17 protein-coding genes and 4 pseudogenes are annotated in these 16,083 nt (G+C 35.6%); 20 read left to right on the top strand and 1 reads right to left on the bottom strand.

The window, feature by feature from the left end:
- Positions 1 to 37 precede the first annotated feature (37 nt).
- From DQQ01_RS14710 to DQQ01_RS14625, 20 genes and pseudogenes are all read left to right on the top strand, one after another.
- Entirely contained in the window at positions 38 to 391 is a 354-nt protein-coding gene (locus tag DQQ01_RS14710) for a hypothetical protein (protein WP_111920605.1), read from the top strand.
- A 56-nt stretch (positions 392 to 447) separates the two neighbouring features.
- Positions 448 to 576, top strand: a pseudogene (locus tag DQQ01_RS14705) (sporulation transcriptional regulator SpoIIID); the annotation flags it as partial.
- A 47-nt stretch (positions 577 to 623) separates the two neighbouring features.
- On the top strand, positions 624 to 875 hold the full coding sequence (locus DQQ01_RS14700; RefSeq protein ID WP_111920603.1) for a hypothetical protein: 252 nt from the start codon (positions 624 to 626) through the stop codon (positions 873 to 875).
- Between the two features lie 194 nt (positions 876 to 1,069).
- A pseudogene (locus DQQ01_RS18470) lies at positions 1,070 to 1,210 on the top strand (helix-turn-helix domain-containing protein); the annotation flags it as partial.
- A gap of 12 nt (positions 1,211 to 1,222) precedes the next feature.
- A complete protein-coding gene (locus tag DQQ01_RS14695; protein ID WP_330407744.1) occupies positions 1,223 to 2,254 on the top strand; it encodes a DNA cytosine methyltransferase in 1,032 nt (343 codons plus the stop codon).
- On the top strand, positions 2,254 to 3,135 hold the full coding sequence (locus tag DQQ01_RS14690; RefSeq protein WP_111920601.1) for an Eco47II family restriction endonuclease: 882 nt from the start codon (positions 2,254 to 2,256) through the stop codon (positions 3,133 to 3,135). The genes DQQ01_RS14695 and DQQ01_RS14690 overlap by 1 nt, the downstream gene beginning before the upstream one ends.
- Before the next feature lie 32 nt (positions 3,136 to 3,167).
- Entirely contained in the window at positions 3,168 to 3,413 is a 246-nt protein-coding gene (locus DQQ01_RS14685) for a hypothetical protein (protein WP_111920600.1), read from the top strand.
- 7 nt (positions 3,414 to 3,420) lie between these two features.
- Entirely contained in the window at positions 3,421 to 5,091 is a 1,671-nt protein-coding gene (locus DQQ01_RS14680) for a hypothetical protein (protein ID WP_111920599.1), read from the top strand.
- A 485-nt stretch (positions 5,092 to 5,576) separates the two neighbouring features.
- A complete protein-coding gene (locus DQQ01_RS14675; protein WP_003019276.1) occupies positions 5,577 to 5,981 on the top strand; it encodes a single-stranded DNA-binding protein in 405 nt (134 codons plus the stop codon).
- 202 nt (positions 5,982 to 6,183) lie between these two features.
- Positions 6,184 to 6,606, top strand: a complete 423-nt coding sequence (locus DQQ01_RS14670; protein WP_111920976.1) for a DUF3847 domain-containing protein — start codon at positions 6,184 to 6,186, stop codon at positions 6,604 to 6,606.
- A 1-nt stretch (position 6,607) separates the two neighbouring features.
- Positions 6,608 to 8,155 (top strand): MobQ family relaxase, encoded by a 1,548-nt coding sequence (gene mobQ / locus DQQ01_RS14665; RefSeq protein ID WP_111920598.1) that lies wholly within the window; start codon positions 6,608 to 6,610, stop codon positions 8,153 to 8,155.
- A 15-nt stretch (positions 8,156 to 8,170) separates the two neighbouring features.
- Positions 8,171 to 10,078, top strand: a complete 1,908-nt coding sequence (locus DQQ01_RS14660) for an AAA family ATPase (RefSeq protein WP_111920597.1) — start codon at positions 8,171 to 8,173, stop codon at positions 10,076 to 10,078.
- A gap of 163 nt (positions 10,079 to 10,241) precedes the next feature.
- Entirely contained in the window at positions 10,242 to 10,409 is a 168-nt protein-coding gene (locus tag DQQ01_RS16130) for a hypothetical protein (protein WP_199797967.1), read from the top strand.
- A 116-nt stretch (positions 10,410 to 10,525) separates the two neighbouring features.
- A complete protein-coding gene (locus tag DQQ01_RS14655; protein ID WP_242980428.1) occupies positions 10,526 to 10,954 on the top strand; it encodes a Panacea domain-containing protein in 429 nt (142 codons plus the stop codon).
- Positions 10,955 to 10,956: 2 nt separating this feature from the next.
- A complete protein-coding gene (locus DQQ01_RS14650) occupies positions 10,957 to 12,204 on the top strand; it encodes a hypothetical protein (RefSeq protein ID WP_111920596.1) in 1,248 nt (415 codons plus the stop codon).
- Positions 12,205 to 12,291: 87 nt separating this feature from the next.
- Positions 12,292 to 12,546, top strand: coding sequence for an ATP-binding protein (locus DQQ01_RS16790; protein ID WP_111920595.1), 255 nt, complete (start codon positions 12,292 to 12,294; stop codon positions 12,544 to 12,546).
- Entirely contained in the window at positions 12,543 to 12,749 is a 207-nt protein-coding gene (locus DQQ01_RS14640; RefSeq protein WP_111920594.1) for a hypothetical protein, read from the top strand. Before DQQ01_RS16790 ends, DQQ01_RS14640 begins: the two co-directional genes overlap by 4 nt.
- Before the next feature lie 77 nt (positions 12,750 to 12,826).
- Positions 12,827 to 13,051, top strand: coding sequence for a hypothetical protein (locus DQQ01_RS14635; protein WP_111920593.1), 225 nt, complete (start codon positions 12,827 to 12,829; stop codon positions 13,049 to 13,051).
- Positions 13,052 to 13,194: 143 nt separating this feature from the next.
- A pseudogene (locus tag DQQ01_RS14630) lies at positions 13,195 to 14,764 on the top strand (recombinase family protein).
- Positions 14,751 to 14,906, top strand: a pseudogene (locus DQQ01_RS14625) (sporulation transcriptional regulator SpoIIID); the annotation flags it as partial. The pseudogenes DQQ01_RS14630 and DQQ01_RS14625, both read left to right, overlap by 14 nt.
- Positions 14,907 to 14,986: 80 nt before the next feature.
- On the opposite strand, the gene DQQ01_RS14620 reads toward DQQ01_RS14625, so the two are convergent.
- Positions 14,987 to 15,862: an AraC family transcriptional regulator gene (locus DQQ01_RS14620; protein WP_111920592.1), complete on the bottom strand. Its 876-nt coding sequence runs from the start codon at positions 15,860 to 15,862 to the stop codon at positions 14,987 to 14,989.
- Positions 15,863 to 16,083 lie beyond the last annotated feature (221 nt).

Genomic DNA, 16,083 nt, shown 5'->3' with positions numbered 1-16,083 from the left:
TTCAAGAAGAAAAAATATAGGAAGGAGCTAGAATGGTATGGGAATTTGGAGAAATGTGACTGATACTTTTTCGGAAGAAAGAAGACATTATTCAAATACATATTTAGAAATATGTGAAGTTTATGATGAAGCTGTTGAAGTGAGTATATTTTCGGCAGATAATAATCAGTATGAAATTTATGTTTCCTATGGAATCATGTATGGAATTATTTATTGCAGTCAGGAAGAAGCTTATGAAAAATTTGAGGAAATTAAGAGAGTTCTTGAAAAAGATTATGAAGAAAATAAAGAACCGTCAAATCAATTTATAAATGAATTTGCAAAAATATATGGTTTGTGTTTGCCCAATGATATATTTTTTGATGCACCATCCCTGTTTGAACTGTTCTAACATAATCTTTATTTCCCCTGCATACATTGTAAAAAGATGTATCCAGGGGAATTTTTGTGAAAGATTATATCGAAGAAAGAGCAGTGGAAATTGCGGAGTATATTATAGAGACAAAGGCGACGGTGCGACAGACGGCGAAGCGATTTGGGGTAAGTAAGAGTACAGTACATATAGATGTAACAAAAGAGGAGTTTTTGTGAAGGTTGTTTATGAGGTGAGGTAAGAGTGTTTAGTGGGGTTAAGACTTTTATATGTAACAACACGTGTTCAAAAGGTACGATTTAAGCGAAAAAAGCCTCGTGACCATGAGAAAAATAAAAGCAAAAAGTATTCTGTGATAAAGTATAAAGGATTAGAAGAGAAAATGTCTCTTCTAGTCTTTTTTAGTGAGAAAGTAGTTGGTGTGTTTGCTTTTGAAGCTATAAGAAGTATAGTAAAATTTGCACCGGAGGGAACGAGTTATGAGCAAAGAAAAGATTTATAATGCTGTATTCCTTTTAGTGCATATTGGGTTGTATAAAAATCTGTGTTGAATGAGATGAACTAATGATATCGTGAGAAAAAAAGTTGCCATAATACGCTCTTTATGATAGACTGATATGACACAATGATGCGAATGGAGGAAGAGTTGTGGGAATTTGTTATAATAAACTTTGGAAGCTTTTGATTGATAAAAACATGAACAAAACAGACTTAAAAGAAACAGCGGGCATAAGTTTTAATGTACTAGCAAGAATGGGAAAAAATGAACCAATTTCTTTTGAAAGTATGGAAAAAATTTGCACTACTTTAAATTGTGATATTGGTGATATTATAGAAATTGAAAAGCCGATGAATATGGATAATAATAGAACAGGATTTACAACTATAGAACTCTTTGCTGGTGCGGGTGGATTAGCGTTGGGGATTGAAAAAGCTGGTTTCGATACGATTGGATTGATTGAATTTGATAAAGACGCTGCTGAAACCCTTAAAGTAAACAGACCTAATTGGCGTGTTATTCATGATGATGTTGCAAATATATCGTGTCTTAATCTTGAAGAATATTTTGGAATCAAAGCCGGTGAATTAGATTTACTTTCTGGTGGAGCACCATGTCAAGCATTTTCATATGCTGGCAAAAGGTTAGGCTTGGAAGATGCAAGGGGAACACTTTTTTATCACTATGCTACATTTTTACAAAAATTACAGCCCAAAATGTTTTTGTTTGAAAATGTACGTGGTCTTTTGACACATGATAAAGGAAGAACTTATGCTACAATTACTAGTATTTTCGAACAAGCGGGTTATTCAATTCAGAAGCAAGTTTTGAATGCATGGGACTATGGAAATCCACAGAAAAGAGAACGTTTAATAACTATTGGAATCAGAAATGATTTGTTAGAAAAGGTTCATTATCAATTTCCGAAACCACGTGATTACAAACCAATATTAAGAGATGTTTTGTTGGATTGTCCAGATGGTCCAGGTGTTCAGTATGGAGAAAAGAAACGTAAAATATTTGAATTAGTACCACCTGGTGGCTATTGGCGAGATATTAATCCTGTAATTGCAAAAGAATATATGAAAAGTTGTTGGGATATGGAAGGCGGCAGGACAGGTATTTTGCGTAGGATGAGCTTGGATGAACCATCTCTTACTGTGTTAACATCACCATCACAAAAACAAACTGAACGATGTCATCCGTTAGAGGCTAGGCCATTTACTGTAAGAGAAAATGCAAGATGTCAATCGTTTCCAGATGATTGGGAGTTCTGCGGAAATGTTTCTTCTCAATATAAACAAGTAGGAAATGCTGTTCCGGTTAATTTGGCTTACGATATAGCAAAAGAAATACATAAAGCATTGGAGGCGATTAAATAATGACATGGAATTTATCTTTTATTTCAGAAAATAATTTTAAGAAGCATGTACAGGAAACTATTTTAAAATATGGCGAAAAATTAGAATCTTTCGACCTAAAAAGATTTAACAGTAATATTATTGACCCTATTAAATTGATTTTCGATAAATCTGTTTATAAAATAAGTTGGGAAGAAATTGTAAATAATGAAATATTCCGTCAGAGAGATAAGTCTAATAACAATGATATAGGATATTTTCATCAGAATATATTTTCTTATTTTGAAGGATGTGAAGTGCCACAGACAGGCTGGGATGTAATCTATAGAAATCCAGATGGTATTGTAATGCCAGACGGAGATATCGTCCACACACTATATGTGGAAATGAAGAATAAACATAATACTATGAATTCAGCATCTTCTGCTAAAACATACATAAAAATGCAGAGCCAACTTCTAGATGATGATGATTGCGCTTGTTTTTTGGTTGAAGCTATTGCAAAACATTCGCAGAATGTTAAGTGGACAACAAAAGTAGATGGTAAGAACGTACAACACAGACGAATTAGACGTGTGAGTATGGATCAATTTTATGCAGTTGTCACTGGCGATGAAAATGCATTTTATAAAATGTGTATGGCCTTGCCAGAAGTAATAAATGAAGTTGTTAATGAAGAAGGGACAGTATCTGTTCCAAAAGACACTGTAATTTCAGAATTAAAAAGGGTAGCTGAACTTTATACTGAAGAGACCGATGATTTAGCGATGGCAATAGCTGTTTATATGCTAGGATTCAATTCGTATCTTGGATTTTGTAGGCAAGAAAAAGAGCCATTTGCTGGCACATCAGAAGGAATGTTAAAGCGTATTTACGAGTATGCAAAATGTTTAACAGAATAAAAAATTTGCATCGCGGATAAGGAGATATAATAGTGGTAGTTGATAAAGAAATTAAAAGTTTAGCGTCCTATGTCACTTATAGACAATTGTTTGATGATGGAAAAAGAGATGTATATTTTGTGATTTCCCAGTTTGCTGAAAATGTAATTATGGAGAAAAAATTATATTCTTTTGGAATCACTGAACTTACCGAAGAGATAAAAAATCAATTTGGTTTCGAAAATTCCAGAGTATGTAGTTCAATCTTCGATAAGAAGGTTGAATTATGTTCAACGTAGTAATCATGTGTATATTGTGGATGTTACGTCTTTTCCAACAGATGAGAATGGCATAACAGAAAATATGAAAAATGCATCAAATAAGAGTAAAGAGTTAATAGATTCTCTTGTTGGATATGTTGAACAAAAGCGAGGTGCATTGCGTGAAGAGCAAATTAGAACATTAGTAAGAGATTTCACTTCTTTTTTGTTGGATAATTCGCTTTCAAATGGGTTTTCAGATCTAATAAGTGCTTTTATTTTAGAAAATGAACATAACGAAGACTTCCAAGCTCATTTACTACAGATAAAGGAAGGGGCAGTGCTTTTCGCAGGGTTAAATTATAATAGTAATATTTCTGATACATCTGCATGGAAAAATGAAATAATTATTTATGTGGAAAATGAAATACTATTTCATTTGGCCGGATATAATGGAAGTGTATTCAAGAAATTAGCAGAAGATTTATTTTCCCTTATTAATGAAATGAATTTAAAAAGTAAACACAATGTGATAAAAGTTAGGTATTTCGAAGAAGTATTTGATGAAATTAATGATTTTTTTGATAAAGCAATAGATATTGTGGATGGAAAAGAATATGTTTCCCTTGAGAATTATGCGATGTCTGAAATTGTTAAAGATTGCAAAAGCTCATCGGATGTTATTTCAAAAAAGACAGCATTTTATTCACTTTTAAGAAACAAATCTATCTTAAAAGAAGAAAAGAGAAATTATTATACGGCTTCAAACCATGAATATAATCTAGAAAGTCCGGAAACAATTGCAAAATATAATATATCAGATGATAAACTAAGATATATTAAACATTTAAACTATGTTAATATTTTGAGGAAAGGTAAATATACATGCGATTTAAGGAAAAGCAACTTTATTGTACTAACTGAAACGGGGAAGATGTTAAAAATGGCTATGGAGTTTGCTGACAATAAAGCATACGCACCATTAGCTATTAATATGAATGTTTTGACAAATAGGTTGTGGTATGATTTGAACAAAGGATTTGGTGCTAGTGCTTTTCCTTCAACATTTGATGTGATATTAAAATCGCGTATAGTATTATCAAAAATTTTAACGCAAAATGTAGCGGATAAATTTGATGAAGCGAAACAGAAATTTTATAGTAAAGAGATTGATGAAGAACAATTAGCTGATAATATTTTGATGTTAAGAGAAGAAGTCAAACGTCCAGAAGATATTAAGGTAGGCGATTTAGAAGATGTGCTATCATTCATTTCTGAAGATAAACTTGCAATATATAAGTCAGAAAAAGAAACGTTACAAAGTAGATTACGGCAATCAGAAAAAGAAAAAACTTTGTTAGTATCAACAATTCGGAAAGGTGAATCTGAAAGAGAAGAAATGCGAACTCAAGCGGAATTAAAGAATAAAGCATTGAAAGAGAAGAATAACGAACTAAATGAACAACGTAAAGAAGATCTTAAATTACAGATTTCAGATATTGAACAAAGGAAAGAAAAAGCCGATAGTAAAATTTCAAAGAAATTAAAGATTTCAAAATATTTTATTATATGCGTAGTTGTTTTGTATTATGCAAGTATTCTATTTATCTTCTTAAAATCAAATGAAACAATGCAGATTATTATTCCAATGTTGCTTACAATTATTCCGCCAGCAATAAGTATTGTTTTTGTCACTACAATCAGAAAAACGAATTGATTTTTTGGAATTATATGAAAGAACAATGAGAAAATTAGAAGAAAAATATACTCTTAAATTCTATGACGAATATTCGATAAATCCAGTTAAGCTATCTGATTTGAAACAGGATTTGAGTGCGCTAGAAATAATACATAAATAGTTTTTGGTTTGAAAAATTGAATAAAATCAGTTTACTTGCTTTTTATTTTGCCAGAAATTAGTTGTATAACTGTCCTTTCCCTTATAGATGAGAGGGTACCCCTATGATTTCGATTTTGAAGTCATAGGGGTATTTTTGTGCAGAAAAATAAAAAATTTCCTTTTCCACCCTGTATTTTCCCCTCTGAACCTTTCGTTATATGAGAGAAAAAAATAAAATTCATTTTTATTTGTAAAAACCCCTCTCTACGTTCTGATATATGAGGAACAAATTACATTTGCCTTAAAAGAATCGGGCCTGATTCAAGAACAAAGAAAAAACGAAAAGAGAAAGGAGAAATTACATGAACAAAACAATCTTAATGGGAAGATTGACAAAAGATCCGGAGGTGAAATATCTCCAGGATGAAAACAGTACTGCAATGGCACGATACACGCTGGCAGTAGACAGACGATATCGAAAGGATGGAAAGGCAGAAACAGATTTTATTTCTTGTGTTACCTTTGGGAAAAATGCTGAGTTTGTAGAAAAATATCTGCAAAAAGGTTTGAAGATTTTAGTAAGCGGACGGATCCAGACAGGAAGTTATGTGAATCAGGAGGGGAATAAAGTTTATACCATCAATGTGATCGTAGAAGAACATTATTTCGCAGAAGGGAAGAAACTGTCAGGATCAGAAAAGAAAGAAGATACCGATCCGGATGGATTTATGCATCTTCCAGACGGAGAAGAACTTCCGTTTGAGTAAGAAAAACTCGGATGCTGAAAGCAGAAGAGCGCACTTATATACCTTACAAGGTATGTGCGTCCTACGGAAGTAGCATCTTTCTGAAGGGGAATTCCGAAAGTGTTTGCGGATGATCCATCCGAAGAAGGGTTCCCCTTCCGGCAGAAATGCCTATCCCGTAACAGAGAAAATGGAAGAGTTGAAAAAGGAGAAAAAGAACTATATGGCGAAGAAGAAAACATTTCAGGAATATACCCAAGAAGCACTTCTTGAGATTGAAAAAACAGAAGCTGCATTGAAACAGGCAAAGCTTGAGAAGGAACAGGCAGAGCACAGGATCCAGAGATCCTTGAATTATATAGACACACAGAAAAAGAAAAAGCGAAAGGCACGAACCCATCTGTTGATCCAGAAGGGAGCAGCCATAGGAGCAATCTGTAAAGATACCAAATATCTGACCGAGGCAGAATTTTATCAGTTGATGGATGAACTTCTTCATAATCCCGCTTGTAAGTTTTGTGATGTCGTTCATGAAATGGTTCGTGGACGGGCGGAAACTGCAGAAGCAAAAGAACGAGAATTAGCAGAAGAGGAAGCATTATTAAAGGCGATGCAACAAGGTGAACTGCCACAGGGAGATGAGTAAGATGGGATGTTATCACTTTCATCTGAATCAATTATCCAGAGGAAAAGGGCAGTCTGCCATTGCTAGTGCTGCTTACCGAGCCGGTACAAAACTGGAATGTACGTATTATGGAGAAGTGAGTGATTATACGAGAAAAGGCGGTGTGGTATTAGCGGAGATCCATCTTCCAAAACAGGCTCCGGAGAGATTCAAAGACAGGGAGACCCTTTGGAATGAGGTAGAATGGATCGAAGGGAATAAGAAAGCACAGCTGGCACACAGCTTTGATATTGCCTTGATGAATGAGTTTTCTATGGAAGAAAATATTGAGCTTGCAAGAAGATTCGTAGAAGAACAGTTAGTCGCAAGAGGGATGATCGCAGATCTAGCGATCCATGATCCGAAGAAAGCAAAGGATAAAATACCCAATCCCCATATGCACATCATGGTTCCCATCCGCCCTTTACAGGAAGATGGTACCTGGGGACAAAAACAAAAAAAGGTTCCAGTATTAACACCGGATGGACAGACGGTTTTGAATCAGAAAGGACAACCGGTATTTCGGGCGGTACATACAACGGATTGGAGCAGGAAAGAAACCTTGGAAGAATTGAGAAGTGTCTGGGCGAAGATGTGTAACGAACTGTATGAAGAAAAAGGACTTACAGAAAGAGTCGATGCCAGGTCTTATGAGGAACGGGGGATTGATAAGATCCCGATGGTGCATGAAGGACCGAATGTACAGGCAATGGAAGCAAGAGGGATTTCAACCGCACTGGGAAGTTTAAACCGACTCATCCGAGCCTTAAATGATATGAAAGAACGGGCAAAGAATCTTCTTCAATGGTCCTTGTTTCGAGAAAGCCAACTGATGGAACGGATGGTGTTCTTACATCAGCCAACCTTAGCGGATTATCTGAGAAACTATTGTGATAAGAGAAATGCAGTTGCAGAATCCTACGCTTATGGAACACAAAAGGCGAAGAATACAAATCTGAAACAATTTGCAGAGACGATCCGCTTTCTGGAAGAGCAGGATGTGAGAACCCCAGAACAGCTGACAGAGAAAATCCAGGAATTAGATACTCAGCTAAAAGAGGTAAGTCAGCGGTTGAATCAACAACTGTCTGCTTTGCGAAGTGTCAACAGCAATCTTTATGCAATGAAAGAGTATTTTGAAACAAGACCTGTTTATCTGGAATTAAAGAACAAATATTTTGGCAGGGAAAAATTCAAAGAGGAACATAAGAAGGAACTTAGCGGATATTATCGTTCGGAAAGAATCTTAAAAGAAAATCTAGACCCAAGTGGGAAGATTCCGGAAGGACAATGGAAACGAGAAGCCGCTCGTTTATCAGAAGAGATAGCTGCTTTACGAAAAGAAGATAAACGGATCCATGCCATGTTACGAAAGTATGAGGGAATCAAAAATCATGTGGAAGCTTTGATGGCAGAGGAAGGAGAAGGTGTCTCTCTTCCAGAAACAAACAAACGGGAGCAATCCACAGAAACAAAAGAAGCAGTGAGAACCATGAAACGAAAGAAGAAACATCATGGAATGGAGTTATAGGAGGAATTTTAGAAGATGGAAGAATATACAAGAGAACAGATTCAAAGAGCAGATGATACTGATTTATATGTTTTTCTTTCTGGGAGAGGAGAACAGTTCAAACGATGTGGGAAGGAATACCGATGGTTGCGACATGACAGTGTGATAATCAACAAGAACGAATGGTATCGTTTTAGTCAGAATAAAGGTGGTCATGCCATCGATTTTATGAAAGAATTTTACGGTCTTTCTTTTGCAGAGGCAGTCAAAGAATTATTAGGAGAAGAGGGAGTTGGAGAAACCAACAGAAGAACGGCCAAGGAAGATGCAGGCAGACAGAAGGTCTGCCCCATCCCCTTGCCTGGATTGGAATTGCCAGAAAGAAATGAAAGCTGTGAGATTGCAAGGAAGTATCTCATTGAGCAGAGGAAACTATCGGAATGGCTGATAGATCAGATGATTGCAAAGGGGGATATTTATGAAAGTAAAAACTATCACAATGTGGTATTCGTCGGAAGAGACAAAGAACAGAATCCTAGATATGCAGCTATGCGGGGAACCGATGAGAACCGATATCGTGGGGAGGCAAGAGGTTCGGAAAAAGCCTATGGATTTGGCCATATAGGAACGGATGAAAAACTGTTTGTGTTTGAATCCCCCATTGATCTTTTGTCTTATATCACTGCAGTTCCGGAAGACTGGGGAAAGCATAGTTATATTTCTCTGGGCGGATTGAGTGAAAAAGCAATGAAACGGATGTATACAGAATATTCTCATATCCATTCCATCTACTTGTGTCTGGATAATGATGAGCCTGGAAATGAGAGATGCAGGCAGTTTGTTTCTCTTATTCCGAAGGAACTGAGTGTGTACCGATTAGAACCGGTGAAGAAAGACTGGAATGAATGTCTGGTAGCAGAAGTTCCAGTAGAAAGTATGGCAAAGCAGATGTGTTGGAGAGATGCCAGGGAAAAACCAGTTCCGGTCATGAAAATGTCGGAGGTTGAGGAAACGGTGGTCCAGTGGTTATGGTATCCCTTCATTCCCTTTGGAAAGGTTACTTTGATCCAAGGGAATCCGGGAAAAGGAAAAACATGGCTTGCAATGGCAATCGCCGCATACTGTACCAACGGAAAGGAACTTCCCAATGCACTTCCCATAGAACCCTTTAATGTGTTGTATCAAACAGCAGAGGATGGGATTGCAGATACCATTAAACCTAGATTAGCAAAATGTAGTGCAGATATGACAAGGGTACGATTCATCAATGAAGAAGAAAAACAGCTTTCTATGACGGACGATCGGATTGAAAAAGCCATCCGACAGAATAATGTACGACTCATGATCATGGATCCCATACAGGCTTATCTGGGAGCCAATGTGGATATGAACCGGGCAAATGAGATCCGTCCCTTATTTCGACATCTCAGTACGATTGCAGAGAGAACTGGATGTGCCATTGTTCTCATTGGACATTTGAATAAGTCGTCGGGAAGTCAGAGTGATTACCGTTCCCTGGGATCCATTGATATCGCAGCGGCAGTACGAAGCATCTTATTTGTAGAAAAGGTGGAAAAAGAGAAGGAACAGGATATCCGAGTGGTATATCAGCAAAAGGATTCTCTTGCTAAGAAGGAAAATCCGGTAGCGTTTTCTTTAGGAGAAGAAGGCTTAAAATGGTTAGGAGAATACGATATATCCATTGAAGATCTGCTGATGGGGAAAGCAGGAACGAAAAAGGAAACGAAACTGGAAAAGGCACAGAAGTTGATCCTAGAATTATTGAGCAAACGGAAAATGATGTGTTTAGAAGAATTAGAGGCAGAACTGCTAGCCTATGGGATTTCTTCCAGAACAGGAAGAGATGCAAGAAAGCAATTGGAAAGTAGATTAAGCTATGACTGGTGTCAGGGAAGAAAAACAGTTGCGTTAATCACAGAATAAAAGATGGCATTGGCAAAAAAATACTTTGGCATTGGCAGTCTTTATAGATACCTTTGCCAGCCGCCAATGTCAGAGTAATTACGAATAGATGATAGTTAAGGTCTATTTTAATAGGTATTTTCATAGTAATGGACAAAGAGAAAAGGGAGGTGGGAGCACCGCTATGAAGAAACAAAAACTGAATTATCGTTTTCATAATCCGAATACTGCGGAAGTGACCGCCGATTACATATTAAAAGTATTTATTGAGGTGAATGCGAAGAAAGTTGAACGAGTTATGCAGGAGGTAGCTGGAAGAAGTTTGGAAGAGGACAAGCAGGAGGAAAAATAAAAGATTTTTTGATTGAAGAGTTTCAAAGGGAATAGTAAAAATGGTTGAAATATGATTACAATTAAGCGTATAATGACGATAAAATACATTGAAAAAGTAAAGAATGTGGGGGGAATATGCAAAAAATGTATAGTGCAAAAGAACTCAGCAAATACATAATAAATAAGTGTACAATAGATGAAGAATATATTTCAAATTTACAGTTACAAAAAATATTATTTTATATTCAAGAATATTATTTGAAAAAGGAGAAAAGAGCAATTTTTGCTGATGAGATTTATGCGTGGCAATTTGGTCCGGTTGTCCCAGAAGTGTATTATGAATTTTGTGGATATGGTGCAATGCCTATATACAATGAATATAATGTAGAAATAGATAATGAAGATAGAAGAATTATAGATAATATAATTGAAGCTAAAAGAGCGATGAAGCCATGGCAATTAGTTGAAGAAACACATAAAAAAAATGGTGCATGGGATAGAGTGTATAACCAAGGAAGAGGTAATAAACAACTTATACCGATTGAATATATTGAGGAATATTAAAAATGATAGAGAAAGAAGAACAACAGAGGAGAAAACTGTTTCAAGAAGTGATTCGAGAAATGGCCCAATCACAAGAAGTTTTTAAGAATCCAACAAAACTTGAAAAAGTATATAAACAATTATGCAAAGTTTATAAGGGTACTTCTAATACAGTTGATTTTAGACATTATTATTCAGATATTTTTTCTACATTATGTTTATTGAAAAGAGAGGGCATTCAGTTAGAAATTGTAAGTCAAAATCTAAATGAGGTATATAAATACTGTAAGAAAAAAGATGATGAAGAATTTTGTGATAAAATTAAAAAATTAGTAGATCATACTAATTTAGAAGTCGCTAGAATAAACTATGTGGATGACTTTGAAAAAAAGTTAAATATTAATGGTGAAAGTTTTAGCTTGAGAATTACTGAAATAAATGAGCAAATAAATGATGTAACTACAAAATTGGAAGATGCAAAGAAAAAAATGAATAATTCGTATTCAGATTTTATCGCAATCTTGGGTGTGTTTGCGGGTATTGTGTTAGTGTTTTTTGGCGGAACCTCAATTTTGGGAAATATCATTGGAAATATGCAGAAAATGGAAACAGTAAAGGCTGTTATGATGTGTTCGATAACTGGAATAGTAGTTTTTGATATTATTTTTATGTTTATATATTATATTGCAAAACTGTTAGATAGAAATATTGCAGCAACTAATGCTCCAGTTTGGTGGGAATCAATATTTGTCAGATTCAAAGAGAGATATCCTTTAATTTTTTGGGTAAATATTATTCTAGGCACTATTATTTTTTTATGTGTGATATATTATCTGCTAAAAATACCGTTTGGAACAATCACATTAAAAGAAGTAGTTATTTATGGGATTAATAATCTGTATGTGAAGCATAGAAATTTATTTTATGTAAGTTTAATCGGCGTATTAGGAAATATAATATTCCTTATAGCTTATATAATTTCCAAAATTTGTAAAGTTGATATTGGGTCAAGCGTTTTTAGAAGCCATGCACAGTGGATAGATTGGGAATACAACGAGGAAGAAGATAAATATTTTGTAAGAGATGGAGAAAAAAATGTAAAGAAGTTTAATAGTGCAAAAAAGGCTATATGGTATACAGACACTGTTAGAAATATTCGAGAGTTTATGGCAACAATGAAGACGGTTATTACAATTAGCCTTTTAAGATATCCGTATTTAACAATTTTTAATATTGTAATTATTGGTTTGGTTGTCTATTTACTTAAATAATAAAGAGTAACTACGAGAAGTAATGGATAGTAAGAAAACAATAGCTCTTTCATAATTTTGCTGTATGTGCGAACAGGTAAAAAGCAAATGCGTTTGGGCGGAGAATCTGATCCCCGAAATAAATCGCTTATGAAAATGTTTAATTTGATTAATATAGGTGAACGAGCTGGCAGTGGTGTTCCCAATATTTTCAATGTATGGAATGATGAGGGATTTGTTGAACCAGAGATAGAAGAAAGATTTGATCCTGACAGAACAATTTTGACGCTTTCTTTTGCGAAAAAAGCGACGAAAAAAAGTGATGAAAAAAAGCGACGAAAAAAAGTGACGGAAAAAAAGTGACGAAAAAAACGCAAGAACAGTACGATGCTATTTTAGCCTTTATGGAAAACGGAAGATGGTATAAGGCTAATGAATTGGCAGAGTTGCTGGGAGTGAAAGAAACAAGAACGAAAATGTTACTTCGAGCATTGGTTGCAGATAAAAAACTTGAAGATAATGGAGTAACGAAAGGGAAAACATATAGAAAAGCCAATAAAAATTGAACAATGTAATTGGTTTTCGTCAAGACTTAGATGTGTGTTATTACAAATCGACGAAAATAGATAAGAAGGAGTAGATTATGACGGTTTGGCGTGTTAAGAAATTATATCATGGCGATGATGCAAAATATACCGTATTGCCATATAATTTGTTTTCTGCAATAAGAATAACATTAAGGATGAAGAATGGTTTTAAAGCAACAATGGAGTTTTTGAAAAATAGTCGTTTTACAGAAAGTGCAGCAGAAAAGTTGAGTAGAAAACTTGAGAGGAAGCTTCTGAAAAATAATATGGTCATAAAATGATTGGATTATAGGAAAATCATCAAGCTTTAGACAAGATATTATTGAATTTATCAGTAATATCTTGTTTTTCTGTTTACGAATCTTTATTTTGATATATAATATAGATGTAACAGAAAATAAATTTAATACAGAGAGGTAACACTATGAAGATAGCAGCATATTGTCGTGTTTCCACAGATAAAGCCGACCAGATTAACAGCTTAGAGGCACAAAAGGAATTTTTCTCCGAATACACCCAGCGTACCGGAGATGTTTTAGTAAAATTATATGCAGATGAAGGTATTTCCGGAACGAAAATCAAAAATCGCAAGGAATTTCTTCGCATGATGTCCGATGCGGAAAAAGGAATGTTTGATATGGTTGTTGTAAAGGATATTTCTCGCTTTGCCAGAAATACCGTAGATCTTTTACAGAATGTTCGCAAGTTGAAAGCGTTAGGTATTGAAACACAGTTCCTTACAGCGAATATGACAAGTATGGGAAATAGTGAGTTTGTTCTCACCATCTTTGGAGCATTAGCTCAGGAAGAAAGTGCGAATACATCTAAGCGAGTGAAATTTGGAAAGAAACTAAACGCGGAAAAAGGACGAGTTCCTAACATTGTGTACGGATACGATAAAACAATCGGAGACTATTTCAATCTTGAGATCAACAAAGAAGAATCAAAGGTTGTAAAGCAAATTTATAAGTGGTACACAGAAGAAGGTTACGGTGCTGCCAAGATTTCTAATATGCTGAATGAAAAGGGATATCGGACAAAGAGAAACTGCAAATGGAGTCAGAATGCCATCTGCCGGATTTTGACCAATGAGATTTATACGGGAAAGATTATCAATGGAAAGCAGGAAATCAGTGATTTTCTGACTGGTCAGAGAAGAGAGAAGGATGAAACGGAATGGCTTGTTGTGGAACGTCCGGAGCTTCGTATGATTGAAGATGAGGTATTTGAAAAAGCACAGGAAATTCTTCGTGGAAGAAACGATGCATTCAATCTGAATCATGAGAGGCAAAGCAACAAGTATCTGTTTTCTACATTGATTAAATGTAAAGAATGTGGCTGGTCTTTCCGAAGAACAGTTCGTACTTACAAAAATACGTATGTGCGTTGGGTTTGCTCTGGAAGAAATGGGAAAGGAGCAGATAGTTGTCCAAATAAAACAGCTGTAGATGAAGAAGAATTAATTTCAGGTTTTACAGGAATATTTTAATCGGGTTCTTCAGCAAAAAAATAAAGTAATTGACTATGTTGTGAAAGAATTCCAAAGAGTGTACAAAGCGAAAGATGAAAATGCAGAGTATGAGAAGGAACTGAATTTGCAGATTGCCAGATTACAGAGAATGCGACAGAAATATATGGATATGTATACCGATGATTTGATTTCAAGAGAAGAATTGAATGATAAGTTGGGTGGTACTCGTCAAGAACTGGCTCGTCTGGAAAATGAATTGAAAATGGTATCTAGCAATTTGACAAAAGGAGATCAGATGGAAAAAATCTTAAATGATACCTTTAAGCAGATTGAGGATATTACAGATGTTCATGAGATGACCAATGTACAGTTAAAGAGACTGATTAAGAAAATAGAAGTAGACAAAGATGGAAATGTGGATATATACCTTCGTTTACTAGGTGATTTGGGATTAAATGAGAGCATTTTAGTGGAAGACGAATGTGAAAATAAAACAGCTCTAAATAGTAACGACCAAACATAAGGACTGTACAGAACGCCTCCTTCAGATAAATCCGGCGCTGGCGGCAGAGGCAAGAAAAATTCTGGATTTAAACAAGTCAGAACGTCATATTCGCGGTGGACTGGCTACCAGAGAAAAATATCTGCATATGGGACAGTCCTGAAAGTCTGAATATACATGTTTAAGAGATATTGCAAACACCGCATGGAGCGTACTCTTCATGCGGTGTCCTTATACTTGGAATCAAAATATGTTCACCTCTACTGTGCCAAAAAACTGAGCATACTTCTTCGGTGACACGCTAGTGGCCTTTGTAAAAGCCTTGAAAAAATTGCTGTAGTCGTTAAACCCGCATTTTGCGCTGGTTTCTGTCACTGTATATCCTTCTGCCAGCAATTCTTTGGCATGGGAAATCCGTTTTGCAGTGATGTATTTATTAATGGTCGTACCCGTAGCAGATTTAAAAAGCCTGCACAGATAGGAAGAGCTGATGAAGAAGTGGGAAGAAAGCTGTTCCAGACTTAAAGGCTCTTCAATGTGCTGGTTAATGTAGGATAAAATGCTGTCCACCTGCGCGTTAGAATTAATCTGTGTTTCCGTATCTGCAATGTGATTTTTCTGAAAACGCTTATTCAGAAATACCATAAGTTCCAGAAAAGCAGCCTGTTCCAGAATATCTGTGCCATACCCTGAGGTGTGAGTAAGCTTATGGATATAGTAAAGGAAATTCTTCTGCTCTTCCAAAGTCAGGGACACCTTGTGATTGGAACGCAGGGAGCGATTCTGAAAACAGGCGTTCAGATTGGTGTTTGCAGTGCTTAGGGATTTCACATATTCCGGGTAAATAGACAGAATAATCCGTTCATGAATCTGGCTGTCAATCTGAGTCAGGTGGTGGCTTTCATACTGGTTTATGAAGAAAATATCTCCGGGAAAAATGTTGTAAAAACAGTTGTCAATAAGAAACTGCTTTCCTCCGGAAATGGAATAATAAATTTCATAACAGTCATGAATGTGCATATCCATTGGTTTTTCATCGCTGTACAAATGAGCGATGGCAAAGGTTTTCTGCTGCAGGCAGTCCGCAATGGACTGTTTACAGGAATTGAGAAGCTTCATATCCGAATCTCCTTTCTATCGATTTCTTGTTACATAAGAAATTCTTTGGGAATCTTATATAATCCGTATGCATAATCAACGCTTTGTTTATTCTCATATCTTTATATCCAGTATATAAAAGAATGTCTTCAAAAGCAAGGAAGAAAGTTCAATATTTGCAAGGTTTTAAACAGGAAAAGAAACCTTCCCAAAAGCACAGTCTGTTATAATAAAAACATATA

The organism is Blautia argi, assembly GCF_003287895.1.
Taxonomy (GTDB): domain Bacteria; phylum Bacillota; class Clostridia; order Lachnospirales; family Lachnospiraceae; genus Blautia; species Blautia argi.
Note: the sequence above shows the minus strand (reverse complement) of the source record. Positions and strands in the feature narration are given on the sequence as shown.